Source organism: Candidatus Methylomirabilota bacterium, from assembly GCA_035260325.1.
GTDB lineage: Bacteria > Methylomirabilota > Methylomirabilia > Rokubacteriales > CSP1-6 > AR19.
Genome location: DATFVL010000288.1, coordinates 1 through 17,953, shown reverse-complemented (window position 1 = coordinate 17,953; position 17,953 = coordinate 1). Strand labels below are relative to the sequence as shown.

Below are 17,953 nucleotides of genomic sequence, written 5' to 3'. Positions count from 1 at the left end.
CCGAGTGTCACGGGCCTCGCGGGGCTCGCTACAATGGCGCTGACGACCGCGAGCGCGGGGCGCGCGACGACGGAGGCGATCGTCGTCCCGCTCGCGCGCGAGCGCCGCCGGGTCGTCGCCGACCTCGTCTCGCTCGCGAAGCCCCGGATCGTCGTCATGATCCTGGTGACGACGGTCGTCGGCTTCTACGTGGGGCACCAGGGCGCGCCCGACTACGCGCGGCTGCTCCACCTGCTCCTCGGCACGCTCCTCGCGGCCGGCGGCTCGCTCGCGCTCAACCAGTACTGGGAGCGCGACGTGGACGCGCGCATGGAGCGCACGCGCGCGCGGCCCCTGCCCGACGGGCGGATCGCGCCGCTCGAGGCGCTCCTGTTCGGCGGCGCGATCACGCTCGGTGGCATCGGCTACCTCGCGAGCTTCGTCGGGCTCCTGCCGTTCGCCGTGACCGCCGTGACCGCGGCGCTCTACCTCTTCGCCTACACGCCGCTGAAGCTCAGGACGCCGCTCTGCACGCTCGTCGGCGCCGTGCCCGGCGCGCTCCCGCCCGTGGCGGGCTGGGCCGCGGCCCGCGGCGACCTCGGTCTCGGCGCGTGGGTGCTCTTCGGGATCGTCTTCCTCTGGCAGCTTCCGCACACGCTCGCGATCGCGCGGCTCTACCGCGACGACTTCGCGCGCGCGGGCGTGCGGCTCCTGCCGGTCGTGGACGCGGACGGGGCGAGCACCGAGCGCCAGATCCTGAACGGCTGCCTCGCGCTGCTCGCGGTGAGCCTCCTGCCGACGCTGATCGGCCTCGCGGGCCCGATCTACTTCGCCGGCGCGTTCCTGCTCGGCGCCGCCTTCGTCGCGTTGGGCGCGCGCCAGGCGCTCCGGCCCTCGCTCGTCACGGCCCGGCGCGTGCTCTTCGCCTCGCTGTTCTACCTGCCGGTCCTCCTGGCGCTCCTGGCGCTGGACAAGGCATGACCAGCGACGCCCGCAACCGCCACACGCTGCGCGTGCTGCTCGCGATCATCGGCGCGCTCGCGGTCGCGTCGTTCCTCGTGGGGATCCGCTGGTGACGCCTCCGGTCACCCTCGAGGCTCCGCCGGGGCGCCGGCCCGTCGCGCGCCGTCCACCGGGCCCCGTCCCGCCGCCGGTGCCTCCGACGGGGGGGGACGACGGGCCCGGGCGCGAGCCGTCGGAGCGGCGGCCGCCGCTCGACAACCTCCGGCTGGCGATCCTGATCCTGATCGGCGGCGAGTCCATGTTCTTCGCAGCGCTCATCGGGGCGCTGCTCGTGCTGCGGCTCGGCCACCCCGCCTGGCCCCCGCCGCTCCAGCCGCGCCTGCCGGTGGGTGTGACGGGCGTGAACACGCTCGTCCTGCTCGCGTCGAGCGTCACGATGCTCGCGGCGCTCCGCGCCCTCGCGCGCGGGGCGGCGGCCACGGGGGTGCGCCGGCTCGCGCTCACCGCCGGACTCGGGGCGCTCTTCCTCGGCGTGCAGGGGTACGAGTGGGTGCGGCTCATCGGGTACGGGCTCACCGTGTCGTCCGGCGCCTACGGCGGCGCCTTCTACACGCTGATCGGGGCGCACGGCGTGCACGTCCTCGGCGCCCTGGTCTGGCTCGGCGTCGTCCTCGCGGGCGCCGCGCGCGGCCGCTACGCGGACGGCCGCACGACACCGGTCAAGGCGTGCGCGATGTTCTGGCACTTCGTGGTGGGCCTCTGGCCGATCCTGTACGTCGTGGTGTACCTGCTGTGACACTCGTCGTGGGGCTCAAGGAGACGACATGAGCGCAGCCTCCGTGCACTCGGCGGTCGAACCGGCCGAGACTCCCCTCACGCCGGACAGCTGGGGGAAGCTCGGGATGTGGATCTTCCTCGCGGGCGATGCCGTGGGCTTCGGCACGCTGCTCGCGGGCTACGGCGCGATGCGGGCGACCAGCGCCGACTGGCCGAGCCCGTACGACGTGCTCGGTATCAACCTCACCGCGCTGATGACGTTCCTCCTGATCTGCTCGAGCGTCACGATGGTGAAGGGGCTCGAGTGGCTCGGGAAGGGCGACCGCGCGCGGTGCAAGATGTTCCTCTTCCTCACCGCCCTCGGGGGCGCCATCTTCGTGAGCCTGCAGGCGTACGAGTGGACCCACCTGATCCACCGGGGCCTGCACATCAACGGCAACCCGTGGGGCGCGTCCCTCTTCGGCACGACGTTCTTCCTCGTCACCGGGTTCCACGGCCTGCACGTGACCGGGGGCGTGATCTATCTCCTCGCGATCATCCGGTACGTGGCGAACCGGCCCGAGCCGCGGGCCAGCTACAACGCGGTCGAGATCGTCGGCCTGTACTGGCACTTCGTCGACCTCGTGTGGATCATGGTGTTCACCTTCATGTATCTCATCTGAGGGACGGAGCGATGGCGAGCGCAGAGCACAAGCACCCGAACTACATGGCGATCTTCTGGTACCTCGCGATCCTCACGGTCATCGAGATCGCGGTGATCTACGCGCCACTCGCGAAGCTGACGATCGGCGTGCTCCTGTGTGCGCTGGCGCTCGGCAAGGCCACGCTCGTCGCGATGTACTTCATGCACCTCCGGTTCGAGGCGAGGACGCTGGGGATGGTCGCGATCACCCCGCTCGCGATCGCGACGCTCCTGGTGTTCCTGCTCCTCCCCGATGGCTTCGCGGTGATGAAGCGGACCGCCGACGTGAAGGCGCCGGCGGCCGCCCCCGCGAAGCACTGAGCCGGCCGCGCGTGACGGCCGGGGTCGCGGATGCCGCGCGAGGGTCGGGCGGGGCGCCTGGCACGGGCCCTCGGCCGGGCGGCGCGCCTCTCCTGTCCGCGCTGCGGCGGGACACGGCTCTTCGTGGGCCGGTTCACGATGGCCCGGTCCTGCGCGCTCTGCGGGCTCGTCTTCGAGCGGGCGCAGGGCTACTTCGTCGGCGCGATCTACCTCAACTACGCCGCCACGGCCCTCATCGTGATGGGCGGGTACCTCACGCTGTGGCGTCTCACGACGCTCTCGCCGGCGGCGCAGCTCGCGCTGTGGGTGCCGGTGGCGATCGTGTTCCCGCTGTGGTTCTTCCGCTACAGCCGGAGCTTCTGGCTCGCGCTCGAGTACGCGCTGAATCCCGAGCCGTGACGGCCGCGCGCGCGGCGGCCGCGGCCGGACGCGAATCGTCATAGCGCAGGCCCGAGAGGGAGGGGTCATGTTCAAGCACATCTACGTTCCGGTGGACAACTCGGACTACTCGAACCGGGCGATCGACCTCGCCGTCGAGTTGGGCCGGACGTGCGGCGCGAGGCTCACCGGCATGCACGTGTACGCGGCACGCCTCCACGACTACCGGTTCAAGCAGATGGAGTACACGCTGCCGGAGGAGTACAAGGACGAGAACGAGCTCGAGCGCCAGCGGAAGATCCACGACTCGCTGATCGCGATGGGTCTCCAGCTCATCTCCGACTCCTACCTCGACGTCATGGCCCGGAAGGCCGAGGCGGCGGGTCTCGCCTTCGAGCGCAAGATGGTGGACGGCAAGCACTATAAGGTGCTCGTCGAGGACTGCCTGGCCGCGGACTACGACCTCGTCGTCATGGGCGCCCTCGGCATGGGCGCGGTGAAGGACAGCCAGCTCGGCTCGGTCACCGAGCGCTTCGTCCGCAAGGTCGCGAAGGACACGCTCATCGTCCGCAACGCGGACGCGCTCCGCGACGCGCAGGGCGCGATCGTCGTCGGTCTCGACGGCTCGCCGCAGTCCTTCAACGGGCTCAAGCTCGGCGTCTCCCTCGCGAAGGCCCTCGGCCGGCCTCTCCGTGCCGTCGCCGTCTACGACCCGTACCTGCACTACGCGATGTTCAACGGCATCGTCGGCGTGCTCAACGAAAAGGCGTCGAAGATCTTTCGATTCAAGGAGCAAGAGCAGCTGCACGAGGAGATCATCGACACCGGGTTGGCGAAGATCTACCAGTCGCACCTGGAGATCGCCCGGAAGCTCGCGGCCGCCGACGGCCTGGACCTCGACATCACGCTGCTCGACGGGAAGTGCTTCGAGAAGATCCTCACTTTCGCGCGCAAGGAGCAGCCCTGGCTGCTGATCCTCGGGCGCGTCGGCGTGCACTCCGACGAGCACGAGGTGGACCTCGGCTCCAACACCGAGAACCTCATCCGGCAGGCGCCCTGCAACGTGCTCCTGACGGGCGGCAAGTTCTACCCGCCGCTCGACGTCAAGGCCGAGGAGATCATCGCCTGGACCGAGGAGGCCGAGGCGCGCATGGAGCGCGTGCCCCTTCAAGTCAAGGGCGTCGCGCGGACGGCCCTCCTCCGCTACGCGATCGAGCAGGGCCACACGGTCATCACGAACAAGGTCATCGACGAGGCGATGGCGATCTTCATGCCGACGCGGATGGCCGAGAAGATGCAGATCATGGCCGAGGACCTGGCCGTCGCGAAGCTCCGCGCCGAGCAGCAGGCGGCGACGGCGATCTGCTCGGTGTGCGGCTACACGGTCAAGGGGCCGAACGCCGTCGTCGCGTGCCCCGTCTGCAGGGCCGGCGCGGAGAAGTTCCAGGTCATCTCGCGCGAGGTCGTCGAGGCGATCGCGAAGCAGGAGGGCGGCATCGAGGAGGAGGAGTCCCTGCCCGGCGTGCTGGTGAAGTGGTCCGCCGAGGCTCGCGACGCCCTCCGGGAAGTGACGGACGCGTACCTCAGGAGACGCGCCAAGGCGCGCGTGGAGAAGTACGCGCGCTCGCACAAGATCCCGGTCATTACCTGCCAGCTCGCGCTGCCGATGATCGAGGAGACGGTCGGCCGCGAGAAGCTCGGCGCCGGCTGGGACACGCTGCTCGCGAAGACGAGGTTCGAGCCGGCTCAGGCGCCCGCGCCCGTGGCGGAAGGGAACGGCGGCGCCTTCGCCTGGACCGAGGACGCGACCGCGCGGCTCGACCGCGTGCCGGCGGGCTTCATGCGCGACATGACGCGTGAGGAGATCGAGCGCGTCGCGGCGGCCAAGGGCGTGACGACGATCGACCTCGCCGTCTGCGAGGAGGGCATCGGCCACGCGCGGCAGACGATGAACGAAGTGATCGCGGGCTACGTCTCGCAGAAGAAGCCGCGGTAATCCTCTCGTGCCTGTTACAGGCGAGCGACGACGGGAAGGAGCCGCCGGTGAACCGGGTCGGCGGCGAGCCCGAAGGCCTCCAGGGTCACGGCGCCCAGAAGGGCGGGACATCCCGGCGGTCCCGCGACGAAGATCGTCGTGAGTTCCCTGTCGTCGAGCCTGACTCGAACTTCGCCGATGCGGTATGTGACGCGTTCGCCGCTCGCGAGCTCCGCCGGCCGCTCTTCCAGAGTGGGAAGCTCCAACCGTGCGACCAGCGCGGGTGGAAGGAGCGTGTACGTCGCGCCGGTATCGACGAGGAGATCGGCGGCCGTGGACCGGTCGCGAAGGTCGGGGTGAACGAGGATCACCGGGACCGTGAAGACGCCCATGCCTGAACGCTACCACACGCCGCGGGCACGGTGGAATGTCCACAGATGGTGACGGCGACCTCCTATACCGCGTACTCCGTCTCCTGGAACCTGACGCAGCGGTGCAACCTCGAGTGCGCCCACTGCTACATGTCGGCGTTCGCGGGCGCCGACACGCGGGGCGAGCTCACCACCGCCGAGTGCCGCCGCGTGATGGACGAGATCGCCCTCGTCAACCCGAACGTCTTCCTCATCCTCACGGGCGGCGAGCCTCTCCTCCGCCGCGACATCTGGGACCTCGCCGCGTACGCGGGCGAGAAGCGGTTCACGACGGTCTTCGGCACCAACGGCGTCCTCCTGCGCGAGCGGGAGGCGAAGCTCATGCGCGAGCACCGCGTGCTCGGCGCCTCGATCAGCCTGGACTCGACCGACCGCGACAAGCACGACGCCTTCCGCCATCTGCCGGGCGCGTGGGACGGCGCCGTGCGCGCGACGCGCGTGCTCGCCGACGAGGGGCTCGACTTCTCGCTCCACATGTCGGTCACCGACTGGAACGCGGGCGAGGTCCCGGCGATGATCGACCTCGCGAAAGAGCTCGGGGCGAAGGTCCTGAACTTCTTCTTCCTCGTGCGGACGGGGCGGGGGCGAGACCTCACCGACATCGACGCCGCGGCCTACGAACGCATTCTGACGTATCTCGCGAGGGTCCAGGGTGTGGGGCAGGGCCCGCCTTCGTTCGTCAAGCGGATGCTCGGCATGGGCGATGCGGAGGCGCGGGCGCCGTTCGAGGACCCATGGTCCACGCCGGTCGGCCGGGCCGACGGGCTCCTGATCCGCGCGAAGTGCGCGCCGCACTTCCGCCGCATCCTCTGGGAGCTGAACCCGTCCTCGCCGCTCCTCAAGAACTACGCCCACGGCTCGTGTCCGGCCGGCAAGTACTACTGCCGCATCACGCCCGAGGGCGACGTGACGCCGTGCCCCTACATGCCCGTCACGGCCGGCAGCCTGCGCCGGAGCTCGTTCGCCGAGATCTGGCGCGGCGCGCCCGTCTTCGACGATCTCCGCGAGCCCAAGCTCGGCGGGCGCTGCGGCGCGTGCGAGTTCTCGAAGGTGTGCGGCGGCTGCCGCTGTCGCGCGTACGCCACCTACGGCGACTACCTCGCCGAGGACCCCGCGTGCGGCTACCGGCCCGGCGCCCACGGCGGCGAGACCATCGAGCTCCCCGCGGATCTCACGTTCGGCCTGCCCGTGGACTACGAGCTCGTCTGGGACGAGGGCGCGCGCGAGCGGCTCGGGGCGATCCCGTCGTTCGCGCGGGGCATGGTGGTGAAGGCGGCGGAGGCGTACGCGCGCGGGCGCGGCGAGACGGTGATCACGCGTGAGCTGCTCGCGGAGGTGCGGACCAGGTGGGGCGGCCGCTTCCGGCCGTCGGCGCCGTGAGCGCGCACGAGCGGAAGTTCCGGCAGGCCGCCGGCGCGTACCTCGCGTACGGCGTCATCTACTGGGTCACCGCGCTCTGGCTCCAGCTCACCGTGCTCCCCATGCGCGGCCCGGCCGTCTGGTTCGTCGTGGGCGCCGCGATCGCCGTCGGCGTTCCCTGGGTCCTCGCGGCCCCGCGCCCGTGGTTCGAGCGCTGGGTGCTCGCGCGCCGCGACTTCGCGCGGGTCGTGGCGTTCCTCGTCGCGCTCCGCGCCGTCCTCGTCGCGCGGATCGCGCTCGCCGGCTCCGAGTCGATGCGGATGCCGAGCTTCGGCGGCGGCGTGCCGCCGAACGCGGCGGGCGCCTGGCTCATGGCCGTGGTCGCCGCCGCGACCGCCGTGGTGCTCGCTCGCGCCGCCTGGCAGAGGGAGGCGCCCTGAAAAAATACAAGGACATCGCGGGCGACGGCGGCTCGAACATCGTCGGCCAGGTCGAGGCCCAGCAGGCACGGCTCCGCGAGCGCCTCGCCGGCGTGCGCGCGATCGTCGCGGTCGTCTCGGGCAAGGGCGGTGTCGGCAAGTCGTCGGTGACGGCGGGGCTCGCGTGCGCGTGGGCGCTCGGGGGCGCGCGGGTCGGCGTCCTCGACGCCGACCTCAACGGCCCCTCGATGGCGAAGATGCTCGGCGTCCGCGGCCAGCGCCTGACGTTCGCCGCGGGCGGCGTCGAGCCGCCGCGGACCGGGCTCGGGGTGAAGGTGGTCTCGATGGACCTCCTGCTCCCCTCGGACGCGGCGCCGCTCGTGTGGGACGCGGCGACGCAGGCCGAGGCGCACACGTGGCGCGGGACGATGGAGGCGAACGCGCTCCGCGAGTTCCTCGCCGACACGAACTGGGGCGACCTCGACCTGCTCCTCCTGGACCTCCCGCCGGGCACCGACCGTCTCGCGACGATCGCCGGGCTCGTGCCTCGGCTCGCCGGGAGCGTCGTCGTCACGATCCCGTCGGGGGTCGCGCACCTCGTGGTGCTGAAGTCGATCACGGTGGCCGCACAGACGGGGGCGCCGGTCCTCGGTCTCGTCGAGAACATGGCCGGGCTCTTCCCCGGCCCCGACGCCGCCGCGCTCGCCCGCGACGCCGGGATTCCATTCCTCGGCCGCGTCCCGTTCGATCCGGCGCTCGCCGTCGCGTGCGACGCCGGTGAGCCCTTCGTCGCCCTGGCGCCCCAGAGTCCCGCCGCCCAGGGGCTCGTGGCGATCGCCGGCGAGCTTCGGACGGCGCTCGCCGCGCGCGTCGCGTGAGCGGGGCGCGCTACTGTCTCCGGTGCGGCGGCCGGCTCCGGTCCGTCGTCGAGGACGGGCGGCGCCGCCTCCGCTGCCGCCGCTGCGGCTTCACGTTCTACGGCAACCCCGTGCCGGCCGCCGTGGCGGTGATCCTGCGCGGCGGGCGTGTGCTCCTTGGCCGCCGCGCGCGGCCGCCGTACGTGGGCACGTGGGACCTGCCGGGAGGGTTTCTCGAGGCCGGCGAGACTCCGGAGCGCGGCCTCGCGCGCGAGCTCTCCGAGGAGCTCGGGGTGGCCACGCGGCGCGCGCGCCTCATCGGCTTCGTGACCGACCGGTACGGCCCCCGGGGCCTCCCCCTCCTGACGATCGTCTACCGGGTGACGCCGGGGCCGGGGCGGCTCACGCCGGCCGACGACGTGGCGGAGGCGCGCTGGTTCCCGCCCCGCGCGGTGCCGTACCGCGCGATCGCGTTCCGAGGGCTGCGGAAGGTGCTCCGGGCCTACCTCGGCGGCCGGCGACGCCGGGGCGCGTCCAAGAGCCTCGTGCTAGACTCGGGCTGAGCAGGTCGAGGAGGCCGAGCCGATGCTGACGATCCACTCGCAGCCCGAGGGTTTGCGGCGGCCCATCCTGATCATGGCGTGGAGCGGGTGGAACGACGCGGCCGAGGCGGCGACCACGGCCGCCCGCTATCTGGCGACCTCGCTCTCCGCCGAGAAGTTCGCCGAGATCGACCCCGAGGAGTTCTACCACTTCGGGCTCACCCGGCCCACCGTCAGGTTCAAGGCGGGCTCGGAGACGGAGCGCGAGATCCTCTGGCCGGTGACCGACTTCTCCCTCGCGCAGTCGCCCACGCTCGCGCGCGACGTGATCGTCGGCGTCGCGGCCGAGCCGCACCTGCGCTGGAAGGCCTACTGCGAGGCGGTGCTCGAGCTCGCGCGACGGTGCGACGTCGCGCTCGTGCTGACGCTCGGCGCGCTCCTCGCGGAGGTGCCCCACACTCGTCCCGTCCGCCTCGTGGGCGGCGCCGCCGATCCCGAGCTCGCCGCCCGCCTCGGCATCCGGCAGACGCGCTACGAGGGCCCGACCGGCATCGTCGGCGTCCTGAACATCGCCTGCCGCGAGCACGGCGTCGCCACGGCGAGCCTCTGGGCGAATGTGCCGCACTACATCTCGGGCATCGAGAACCCGAAGGCGACGCTCGCGCTCGTCAAGCGCGTGCTGCCGCTCCTCGGCGCCGCGCTCGACCTCTCGGACCTCGACGAGGCGGTGCGCCAGTTCGACCAGAACCTCGCCGAGATCGTCTCCCAGAACGCGAAGATCGCCAATTACGTCAAGAAGCTCGAGTCGCGCGACGCGGTCGAGGAGCCGGCGGAGCCGGGGCAGGGGAGCGACCTTCCCCCTGCCGCGGAGCTCGTCGCCGAGTTCGAGCAGTTCCTGCGCCAGCAGCGCTCCGAGTGAGGGGCGTCCCCGCGACCGTTGGCCTGATCTTGGTCGCGGCGTTCGCCCTGGCCGGCCCCGCCGTCGCGGCGGAACGCGCGGACGTCGTCTGGCACCCGGCGAAGCCCCGGATCGGCGACGTGGCCTGGCTCTACGTGAGGAACGTGACGGCGGGCGCGACGGTCGAGGGGTCGCTGGACGGCCGCCCGCTGGCCTTCTTTCCCTACGGGGAGGGCCACGCCGCGCTGGTCGGCCTTGACCTCGAGACGAAGCCGGGCACGCGCCACTGGCGCGTGGCGGCCGTCGAGAAGGGCCAGGAGCCCCGCACGGCGCGCGGGAGCGTGCAGGTCCTGAGACGCGACTTCCCGGTCGAGCGCCTGCAGGTGCCGAGCGCGATGGTGGAGCTCGACCCCGAGACCGAGCGGCGCGCGGTGGCGGAGGGGGCGCGTCTGCAGACGCTCTACCGCACGATCACGCCGGAGCGCCTGTGGCGCGGCCGCTTCACGCGGCCGGTCGCCGGGCCGGAGCCCGGCCGGGGCTTCGGGGCGCGGCGGATCATCAACGGCCATCCACGCGCGCCGCACACCGGCAGCGACTTCGCCGCGCCCACGGGGACTCCCGTCGTCGCGGCCAACTCCGGGCGCGTGGCGCTGGTCGCCGACTTCTTCTTCCCGGGCCGCTTCGTCGTCCTCGACCACGGCCTCGGCCTCTACACGCTCTACTTCCACCTCGACTCGGTCGCGGTCACGGAGGGCGAGCGGGTCGAGCGCGGCCAGACGCTCGGGACGGTGGGGGCCACGGGCCGCGCGACGGGCCCGCACCTGCACTTCGCCGCCCAGCTGGGCGGGGCGCGGGTGGACCCGGCGGCCCTCCTGGGCCTCTCGTTGCTCGACTAGCGCCGCCGCCGGGCTCTCGTCTTCTTCTTCGCCTTCCGGGCCTTCTTCCCGCGCGCCTTGCCCTTGGCCTTCCGGGCCTTGGCCTTCGGCCGAGACCGCTTCTTTGCCTTGGGCTTCCGCCGGGCCGCCTTCGGGGCCGGGGCGGCGGGCGCCATCGGGGGAGCAGGCGCCATAGGGGGCGGGGGCGTCGGCGTCCAGGGCTGGGGCTCACCGAACGTGCGTTCCATCGTCTCCTCCGTGAGTGAACGGGTGGCTCGCGCCTGCCCTACCCTGCCGTCGTGCCCGGCCGAGCGCAAGCGGAAATTAGAGCGTGACGCGGCGGCGGAGGCGGGCGGCGTCGGCCGCGAGCGCGCGATTCGACCACACGCTGCACGCCGAGCGCGCGAGCAGTCCGCGGACGGCGCCGCGCGTGATCCTGACGGGCGCCGTCGCGGCGAGCGGGTTCGGGTGGGCCGCGAGCTCCGCCACCGTCGCGAGCCCGATCAGGAGCGGCCACGCGCACGCGAGGCGCATCCGCCACTCGAGGCGTGGGATCGCGAGCGTGTAGCGCCACGCGACGTCGTAGTGCTCGAGGGCCTGGCCCAGGAGGCGGCGGTAGAGGGGGAGCGCGCGCGCGGCCGCGTCGCGGTCGAGCAGGTCCTTGGGCCCGAGGCCCAGCGTCGCCAGACCGTCCGCCGGCAGATAGCAGCGCCCGTGCCGGAGGTCCGCCGGGACGTCGCGGAGCACGTTGGTGAGCTGGAGCGCCTTGCCGAAACGCACACCCTGCTCGCTCATCTCGCCGAGCTTCCAGTGCCGGAGCCTCGGCCGGTGCGCCACGTGAAGGGCGGTCCAGAAGGGTCCCACGCAGCCGGCCACGAGGTACGTGTAGCGGTCGAGCTCCTCCGAGGTATCGAGCGCCGTGAGGCCGGGCGCGTCCTCGCCGGGGAAGCGCGTGAGGTCGAAGACCATGCCGGACGTGAGGGTCGCGAGCACCGCGCGCACCTCGACGCGGTCGGCGGCGGGGAGGGTCTCGACGCGCTCGAGGGCCTCGCCCACGCGCTCGAGCAGGCGGCGCTCGGCGGCGTGAGGCTGGTGGGGCGCGCACGCCCGCGCGACGGCAGCGACGTCGGCGGCCTCGCCCGCGCACGCGCGTCTGAGCGTCTGGAGGTGCGCGATGCGCGCCTCGCGCGCGATCAGCCGGGTGTCGGCGACGGTGTCGGCCGCGCGCGCGAGCAGGTACGCGAGGCCGATCGGCTCGCGCAGCGGGCGGGGGAGGATCGCGAGCGAGAGGTAGAAGCTCCGGCTGACCTGCCGCAGGAGGCCGCGCAGCAGGTCATCGGCCATCCTACTCGTAGTCGAAGGGGCGCTTCGGCGGGTCGGGCGAGTCCTTGGCCTTCTTGAGCCCCTCCTGGAACTTCCGGTCGAGGACCTTGCCCTTCTGGCCCTCCGCCTCCACGCCCTGCTTGAAGCGCTCCTCGATCTGGGCGGAGCGCGAGCGCAGCTTGTCGAACGCGGCGCCGAGGTCGGCGACCGAGCGCGTCGGCGGCGGCGGCTCGTGGGAGATGAGGGCGCGCAGCTCGGGATCGAGCGTGAGCTTGGCCTTGCAGCAGGGGCATTCGACGGTGAACGTCGTTGTCTTCGCCACGCGCCCAACCTAGCAGCGCCCCCGGAGGAGGTCAAGCGAGGGGTCCTCGGCCGCGCCGGGACCAATAGGGGCTTGCGATCATCGGGTCGCCGATCTAGGGTCATGGATCAAAGGAGAGCCAACGCATGAAACCCATCTTCGGGATCGTCGCGGCGCTGGCCGCGCTCAGTCTCGTGGCGAGCCCGGCGCACGCGCAGAGCAAGACCGACCTCACGATCGCCCTGTCGAGCTTCTCCACGGAGGTGCTCGATCCCGTGCTGGGCGGCCACGTCGTCAAGTACTACATGTCGCTGATGTTCGACTACCTCGTCGGCGTGACCCCCGACGGCCAGCCGTCGGGCAACGGCGGGCTCGCGACCAAATGGGAGGCCTCGTCGGACCACCGGCGCTGGACGTTCCACCTGCGCCGGGGTGTCAAGTTCCACACGGGCGAGGAGGTGACCTCCGAGGACGTCAAGTGGAGTCTCCTGCGCGCGATCGGCAAGCGCTCCACGACCGGCTACGCCGGGCCGCTCCGCACGCTCATCCAGGACATCGAGACGCCCGCGCCCGATCGCGTCGTGATCGTCACCAAGGAGCCGACGCTCATCATCCCGACGTATCTGTCGCGCTCGCTGTCCACCGAGGGCATGGTGCTCCCCAAGAAGTACATCGAGGCGAACGGCGACGACGTCTTCGCGCGGAAGCCCGTCGGCAGCGGGCCCTACCGGTTCGTGGAGCAGGTGACCGGCTCGCACATCAAGCTCGCGGCCGTGGACCAGCACTGGCGCATCGGCGTCCCGAAGTACAAGACGATCACCTTCAAGCTCGTGTCCGAGGAGACGACGCGGATCGCGCTGCTGCGCCGCGGTGAGGTGGATATCGCCGACGTGAGCCGCGAGCGCGTCCGGGAGCTCGAGCACGAGGGCTTTCCCATCCACATGCGCAAGGAAGAGGCCATCCTGACCATGTGGTGGATCCTCCCGCGGGACGGCGTGCCGACGAAGGACAAGCGGGTGCGCGAGGCCCTCAACCTCGCCGTGGACCGCGGCGAGATCGCGCAGTCCATCTTCGCCGGCAAGGCGGATCCGGCGTTCGTCCCGATGGGGCTCTCGTGGGCGTATCGCGACTTCGGCTTCAAGCCGACGCCCGAGATGCAATACCCGTACGACCCGGCGCGGGCGAAGAAGCTCCTGGCCGACGCGGGCTACGGCGGGGGCTTCAGCATGGATCTCTTCGCGTACCAGCTCCCGGGGCTGCCCGAGGGGCGGGCCTTCGCCGAGGCGATGGCCGGCTACTGGCAGAAGATCGGCGTTCAGGTGAAGCTGATCCCGGTCGACTACCCGGCGTTCCGGAAGACCTGGTTCGACCGGAAGACGCCGGGCGCGATGGGCTACTACAACATCGCCAACCGCGACTGGATCGGGACGTACGCGCTCATCGAGAAGATGGCCTACTCCAAGTCGAAGGCGACCGACGTGGTGAACGATCCCGAGATCGACGGCATGCTCGAGCAAATCCCGAAAATGACGGAGAAGGAGAAGATCGCGGTGCTGATGCGCAACGTCTACACGCGCCTGCGCAGCGAGCACTACGGCGTGCCGGTGGTCTACCTGCACTCGCCCTACGCCGCGTCGAAGACGCTCGGAAAGTGGAACATCGGCTCGGTCATGTACGACTTCTTCCTCGACGAGCTGGCCTCGTCGAAATAGCGGTTCGAGGCACGGCCGCAGGTGATCCGCTTCGTTCTCGCGCGGCTCGTGCAGTCGCTGGCGGCCCTGGCCATCCTGTCGGTCGTCGTCTTCATCCTGGCCCGGGCCACCGGCGACCCGCTCCAGCTCATCCTACCGATGTCGGCGAGCGAGGAGGACTACGCCAACGCGCGCCAGTACCTCGGCCTGGACCGGCCGTACGTGGAGCAGTACCTGTCCTTCGTCGGCCGGGCGCTGACGGGTGACTTCGGGACGTCGCTGCGCGCCCGCCGCCCGGTGATCGAGCTGATCGGCCAGCGGCTGCCGAACTCGCTCAAGCTCGCCGCCTTCGCGATGACCGTGAGCCTGCTGATGGCGTTCCCGCTCGGCGTGATGGCGGCGGCGCACAAGGGCACCTGGATCGACCGCGCCGCCCAGGTGATCTCGGTGCTCGGCCAGTCGCTCCCGACCTTCTGGGTGGCCATCGTGCTCATCGAGGTCGTCGCGGGGCGGCTCCAGTGGCTGCCCGCGGCCGGCATCGACGGCCCCGCGAGCTACGTCCTGCCCGGCTTCACGCTCGGCTGGTTCGTCGTCGCCGGGATGATGCGCCTCCTCCGCTCCGGGATGCTCGAGGTGCTCGACTCCGAGTACGTCAAGCTGGCCCGCGTCAAGGGCGTGGTCGAGCGCCGCGTGGTGTGGCTCCACGCGCTGAAGAACGCGCTCATTCCCGTCGTCACGTTCGCCGGCATCTACTTCTCGATCCTCGTCACGACCGCGATCGTGGTGGAGACGGTCTTCGCCTGGCCGGGGCTCGGGCGGCTCGCGTACGAGGCCATCACCTCGCGCGACTTCCCGGTGATCCAGGCCGTGGTGCTCACCACCGCCGCGATCGTCGCCGTCGTGAACCTGTCGGTGGACTGCCTCTACGCGTTCATCGACCCGCGGATCCGCTATGTCCGCTGAGCCGGCCGCCGGCGGCGCGCTCGCCCAGCCGCTCCCCGCGATCGGCGCGGCGTCGCGACCCGGACTCCGCGGCCGGAGGCTACCCGTCGTCTCGCTCTCGATCATCGCCGTCTTCGTGCTCGTCGCGCTGCTCGCGAACGTGGTGAGTCCGGCCGACCCAGAGGCGCAAACGCTGCGGAACCGGTTCAAGCCGCCGGCGTGGGAGGCGGGCGGGAGCCGGCAGCACGTCCTCGGCACCGACGGGCTCGGCCGGGACCTCCTGGCACGGATCATCTGGGGCGCGCGCGTCTCGCTGACCGCGGGCGTCCTCACCGTGCTCCTCGCGAGCGCGTTCGGCGCCGCGGTGGGCCTGGTCGCCGGCTACTACGGCCGGCGCGTGGACGCGATCCTCATGCGGATCACCGACGCCACGATGTCCTTCCCCGTGATCCTGCTCGCGCTGATCCTGGCGGTGACCGTCGGGCCGAGCTTCGCCAACGTGGTCGTCGCGATCGCCGTGATCCTCTGGGCCCGCTACGCGCGCGTCATCCGCGGCCAGGTGCTCACGCTCATGGAGCTCGACTTCATCACCCAGGCGCGCATCGCCGGCGCCTCGGCGTCGCGGATCATCCTCCGCCACCTGCTCCCGAACACGCTCAACACCCTCGTGGTGCTGATCACGCTCCAGGTCGGCTACGTCATCATCGTCGAGGCCTCGCTCTCGTTCCTCGGCGCCGGGATCCCGCCGCCGACGCCCGCGTGGGGCTCGATGATCGCCGAGGGGCGCGACTTCGTGACGAGCGCGTGGTGGGTGTCCGTCTTCCCGGGCCTCGCCATCCTCCTCGTCGTGCTGGCCTTCAACCTGCTCGGCGACTGGCTGCGCGACACGCTCGACCCGAAGCTCCGCCAGCTCTGAGCGCGCGGGTCGCGGCCGTGACGGCGCCCGTCATCGAGGTCAGCGACCTCCGGACCCACCTCGTCACGCGCTGGGGCACGATCAAGGCGGTCGACGGCGTCTCGTTCCGGGTGGCGGAGGGCGAGACGCTCGGCCTCGTCGGCGAGTCGGGCTCTGGGAAGAGCATGACGTGCCTCTCGATCTTGCGCCTCGTGCCGCGGCCCGCCGCGCGCATCCTGGGCGGCTCGGTGCTCCTCGACGGCGAGGAATTGCTGACGAAGAGCGAGCGCGAGATGCAGCGGATCCGGGGCCGGAAGATCGCGATGATCCTCCAGGACCCGATGAGCAGCCTGAACCCCGTCTTTTCCGTCGGCATGCAAGTCCGCGAGTCCCTCGTCCAGCATCGCGGGCTCTCGCGCAAGGCGCTCACCGAGCGCGCGCTCGAGCTGCTCGCATCGGTCGGGATCGCCTCGCCGCGCGCGCGGCTCAGTGCCTTCCCGCACCAGCTCTCGGGCGGCATGCGCCAGCGCGTCGTCGGCGCGATGGCCATCGCCGCGCCGCCGCGCCTGCTGATCGCCGACGAGCCCACGACGAGCCTCGACCTCACGATCCAGGCGCAGTACCTGCGGCTCCTCAAGGAGCTCCAGGAACGGCACCGACTCGCGATGATCTTCGTGACCCACAACCTCGGCATCGTCGCGAAGATATGCGACCGCGTGGCGGTGATGTACGCCGGACGGATCGTGGAGGCCGGCCCCGTCGCGGCGATCTTCGGGGCGCCGGCGCACCCGTACACGCGCGCGCTGCTCGACTCGGTGCCGCGGCTCGGGGAGTCGAGCGAGTGGCTCGCGGCCATCGAGGGCCAGCCGCCCGACCTCGCCGCGCTCCCGCCCGGCTGCGCCTTCGCGCCGCGCTGCCCGCGCGTGATGGATCGCTGCCGCGCGGAGGCGCCCCCGGAGTTCGCCGGGGGCGCGGGTCACGCGAGCCGCTGCTGGCTCCAGGCGCCGCCATGAGCCCCCTGCTCGAGGCGACGGACCTCACCAAGCACTTCGCCGTGCGCCGGGGAATCCTCGGGCGCTCGGTCGGGCTCGTGCGGGCCGTGGACTCCATCTCGTTCACGATCGAGGCGGGGAAGACGCTCGGCCTCGTCGGCGAGTCGGGCTGCGGGAAGACCACGATCTCCCGGCTGGTCCTGCGCGTCGAGACGCCGACGAGCGGCGCGATCCGCTTCGAGGGCCAGACGCTCGACGGGCTCGACCGCGACCGCCTCCGCGGTTACCGGCGCTCGGTCCAGGCCGTGTTCCAGGATCCCTACGCCTCGCTCGATCCCCGGATGCGCGTCGGCTCCATCATCGGCGAGCCCCTCGTCATCAACGAGCGCCCGCCCGCCGCGACGCTCCGCACGCGCGTGCTCGAGCTCATCGAGCTGGTCGGGCTCCCCGAGCGGTCCATCGACCTCTTCCCGCACGAGTTCTCGGGCGGTCAGCGCCAGCGCATCGCGATCGCCCGGGCGCTCGCCCTCTCGCCCAAGCTCGTCGTGCTCGACGAGCCCGTCTCCGCGCTGGACGTCTCGATCCGGGCCCAGATCCTGAACCTCCTGCGCGATCTCCAGCGGCGGCTCGGCGTGGCCTACCTCTTCATCGCGCACGACCTCGCCGCGGTGGCGCACATGAGCCACACGATCGCGGTCATGTACCTGGGCAAGATCGTCGAGCTGGGTACGGCCGCCGAGGTCGCCCGGCGGCCGAAGCATCCGTACACCCGTGCCCTGTTCTCCGCGGCGCTGCCGGTGCACCCGGACGACCGCCTGGAGGAGATCATCCTCAGCGGCGAGATTCCGAGCCCGCTCGATCCGCCGCCGGGCTGCCGCTTCCACACCCGGTGCCCGCACGTGATGGACCGGTGCCGCGGGGAGGAGCCGCGCCTCCTGCCGGAGAGCGCGCGGCTCGTCGCGTGCCATCTCTATCCGGCGGCGTCGTAAGAGGACAACGGCCGGCTCGTCTCTTCCCGAGACGTGCGACAATGCCGCCGATGGCCGAGCTCACCAACGACTTTTCCTGGTCCCGGAGCCGCGACAACACCTTTCAGGAGTGTAAGCGCCGGTACTTCTACCACTACTACGGCGCCTGGGGCGGCTGGGACGCCGCGGCGTCCGAGGAGGTCCGGCGCCTCTACGTCCTGAAGCAGCTCGCGTCGCGCCAGCAGTGGGCCGGGCGGATGGTGCACGACGCGATCGAGATGGCCTTCCACGCCTTCGCCCAGGGCCGCGACATCCCCGTCGAGCCCTTCATCGCCGACGTCATCGAGCGGATGCGCGGCGAGTGGCGGTCGTCACGGGACGGCCG

At 71.7% G+C, this 17,953-nt stretch carries 22 protein-coding genes; 18 read left to right on the top strand and 4 right to left on the bottom strand.

What is annotated here, in order from left to right; all coding sequences use genetic code 11:
* Window positions 1-33: 33 nt before the first annotated feature.
* The 6 genes from cyoE (at window position 34) to VKG64_18340 (ending at window position 5,096) form a co-directional block, all read left to right on the top strand.
* Complete coding sequence (cyoE, locus tag VKG64_18365) at window positions 34-960, top strand: heme o synthase (protein ID HKB27005.1); 927 nt, start codon at window positions 34-36, stop codon at window positions 958-960.
* Between the two features lie 172 nt (window positions 961-1,132).
* Window positions 1,133-1,738: a cytochrome c oxidase subunit 3 gene (locus tag VKG64_18360; protein ID HKB27004.1), complete on the top strand. Its 606-nt coding sequence runs from the start codon at window positions 1,133-1,135 to the stop codon at window positions 1,736-1,738.
* Between the two features lie 28 nt (window positions 1,739-1,766).
* Window positions 1,767-2,381: a cytochrome c oxidase subunit 3 gene (locus tag VKG64_18355; protein ID HKB27003.1), complete on the top strand. Its 615-nt coding sequence runs from the start codon at window positions 1,767-1,769 to the stop codon at window positions 2,379-2,381.
* 11 nt (window positions 2,382-2,392) lie between these two features.
* The gene (locus VKG64_18350) at window positions 2,393-2,722 is read left to right on the top strand and encodes a cytochrome C oxidase subunit IV family protein (GenBank protein ID HKB27002.1); all 330 of its coding nucleotides are present in this window, start codon (window positions 2,393-2,395) and stop codon (window positions 2,720-2,722) included.
* 30 nt (window positions 2,723-2,752) lie between these two features.
* Window positions 2,753-3,121, top strand: a complete 369-nt coding sequence (locus tag VKG64_18345; GenBank protein ID HKB27001.1) for a DUF983 domain-containing protein — start codon at window positions 2,753-2,755, stop codon at window positions 3,119-3,121.
* Window positions 3,122-3,188: 67 nt separating this feature from the next.
* Entirely contained in the window at window positions 3,189-5,096 is a 1,908-nt protein-coding gene (locus tag VKG64_18340) for a universal stress protein (GenBank protein ID HKB27000.1), read from the top strand.
* A 14-nt stretch (window positions 5,097-5,110) separates the two neighbouring features.
* Here the strand turns inward: VKG64_18340 and VKG64_18335 are convergent, their stop codons facing one another.
* On the bottom strand, window positions 5,111-5,467 hold the full coding sequence (locus VKG64_18335; protein ID HKB26999.1) for an aspartyl protease family protein: 357 nt from the start codon (window positions 5,465-5,467) through the stop codon (window positions 5,111-5,113).
* Window positions 5,468-5,512: 45 nt separating this feature from the next.
* On the opposite strand from VKG64_18335, the gene VKG64_18330 reads away from it, so the two are divergent.
* From VKG64_18330 to VKG64_18305, 6 genes are all read left to right on the top strand, one after another.
* The gene (locus tag VKG64_18330) at window positions 5,513-6,886 is read left to right on the top strand and encodes a radical SAM protein (protein ID HKB26998.1); all 1,374 of its coding nucleotides are present in this window, start codon (window positions 5,513-5,515) and stop codon (window positions 6,884-6,886) included.
* Entirely contained in the window at window positions 6,883-7,305 is a 423-nt protein-coding gene (locus VKG64_18325; protein HKB26997.1) for a hypothetical protein, read from the top strand. Before VKG64_18330 ends, VKG64_18325 begins: the two co-directional genes overlap by 4 nt.
* Before the next feature lie 92 nt (window positions 7,306-7,397).
* The gene (locus tag VKG64_18320) at window positions 7,398-8,162 is read left to right on the top strand and encodes a P-loop NTPase (protein ID HKB26996.1); all 765 of its coding nucleotides are present in this window, start codon (window positions 7,398-7,400) and stop codon (window positions 8,160-8,162) included.
* Window positions 8,159-8,704 carry an NUDIX domain-containing protein gene (locus VKG64_18315; protein ID HKB26995.1) on the top strand — a complete coding sequence of 182 codons (546 nt, stop codon included), beginning with the start codon at window positions 8,159-8,161 and terminating at the stop codon, window positions 8,702-8,704. Before VKG64_18320 ends, VKG64_18315 begins: the two co-directional genes overlap by 4 nt.
* Before the next feature lie 22 nt (window positions 8,705-8,726).
* A complete protein-coding gene (locus tag VKG64_18310; GenBank protein ID HKB26994.1) occupies window positions 8,727-9,602 on the top strand; it encodes a PAC2 family protein in 876 nt (291 codons plus the stop codon).
* A gap of 29 nt (window positions 9,603-9,631) precedes the next feature.
* Entirely contained in the window at window positions 9,632-10,477 is an 846-nt protein-coding gene (locus tag VKG64_18305) for a M23 family metallopeptidase (protein ID HKB26993.1), read from the top strand.
* Here the strand turns inward: VKG64_18305 and VKG64_18300 are convergent.
* From VKG64_18300 to VKG64_18290, 3 genes are all read right to left on the bottom strand, one after another.
* Window positions 10,474-10,632 carry a hypothetical protein gene (locus VKG64_18300; protein HKB26992.1) on the bottom strand — a complete coding sequence of 53 codons (159 nt, stop codon included), beginning with the start codon at window positions 10,630-10,632 and terminating at the stop codon, window positions 10,474-10,476. The two genes, VKG64_18305 and VKG64_18300, sit on opposite strands and share 4 nt — an antisense overlap.
* Window positions 10,633-10,780: 148 nt before the next feature.
* Window positions 10,781-11,800, bottom strand: coding sequence for a phytoene/squalene synthase family protein (locus tag VKG64_18295; GenBank protein HKB26991.1), 1,020 nt, complete (start codon window positions 11,798-11,800; stop codon window positions 10,781-10,783).
* 1 nt (window position 11,801) lies between these two features.
* Window positions 11,802-12,101: a hypothetical protein gene (locus VKG64_18290; GenBank protein ID HKB26990.1), complete on the bottom strand. Its 300-nt coding sequence runs from the start codon at window positions 12,099-12,101 to the stop codon at window positions 11,802-11,804.
* Between the two features lie 125 nt (window positions 12,102-12,226).
* On the opposite strand from VKG64_18290, the gene VKG64_18285 reads away from it, so the two are divergent.
* The 6 genes from VKG64_18285 to VKG64_18260 form a co-directional block, all read left to right on the top strand.
* Window positions 12,227-13,792, top strand: coding sequence for an ABC transporter substrate-binding protein (locus VKG64_18285; protein ID HKB26989.1), 1,566 nt, complete (start codon window positions 12,227-12,229; stop codon window positions 13,790-13,792).
* Window positions 13,793-13,813: 21 nt separating this feature from the next.
* The gene (locus tag VKG64_18280; GenBank protein ID HKB26988.1) at window positions 13,814-14,734 is read left to right on the top strand and encodes an ABC transporter permease; all 921 of its coding nucleotides are present in this window, start codon (window positions 13,814-13,816) and stop codon (window positions 14,732-14,734) included.
* Window positions 14,724-15,629 carry an ABC transporter permease gene (locus VKG64_18275; protein HKB26987.1) on the top strand — a complete coding sequence of 302 codons (906 nt, stop codon included), beginning with the start codon at window positions 14,724-14,726 and terminating at the stop codon, window positions 15,627-15,629. The genes VKG64_18280 and VKG64_18275 overlap by 11 nt, the downstream gene beginning before the upstream one ends.
* 17 nt (window positions 15,630-15,646) lie before the next feature.
* On the top strand, window positions 15,647-16,621 hold the full coding sequence (locus VKG64_18270; protein HKB26986.1) for an ABC transporter ATP-binding protein: 975 nt from the start codon (window positions 15,647-15,649) through the stop codon (window positions 16,619-16,621).
* The gene (locus VKG64_18265) at window positions 16,618-17,589 is read left to right on the top strand and encodes a dipeptide ABC transporter ATP-binding protein (protein HKB26985.1); all 972 of its coding nucleotides are present in this window, start codon (window positions 16,618-16,620) and stop codon (window positions 17,587-17,589) included. The genes VKG64_18270 and VKG64_18265 overlap by 4 nt, the downstream gene beginning before the upstream one ends.
* A 50-nt stretch (window positions 17,590-17,639) precedes the next feature.
* On the top strand, window positions 17,640-17,953 hold a 314-nt coding region (locus tag VKG64_18260; protein HKB26984.1), incomplete at its 3' end, for a PD-(D/E)XK nuclease family protein.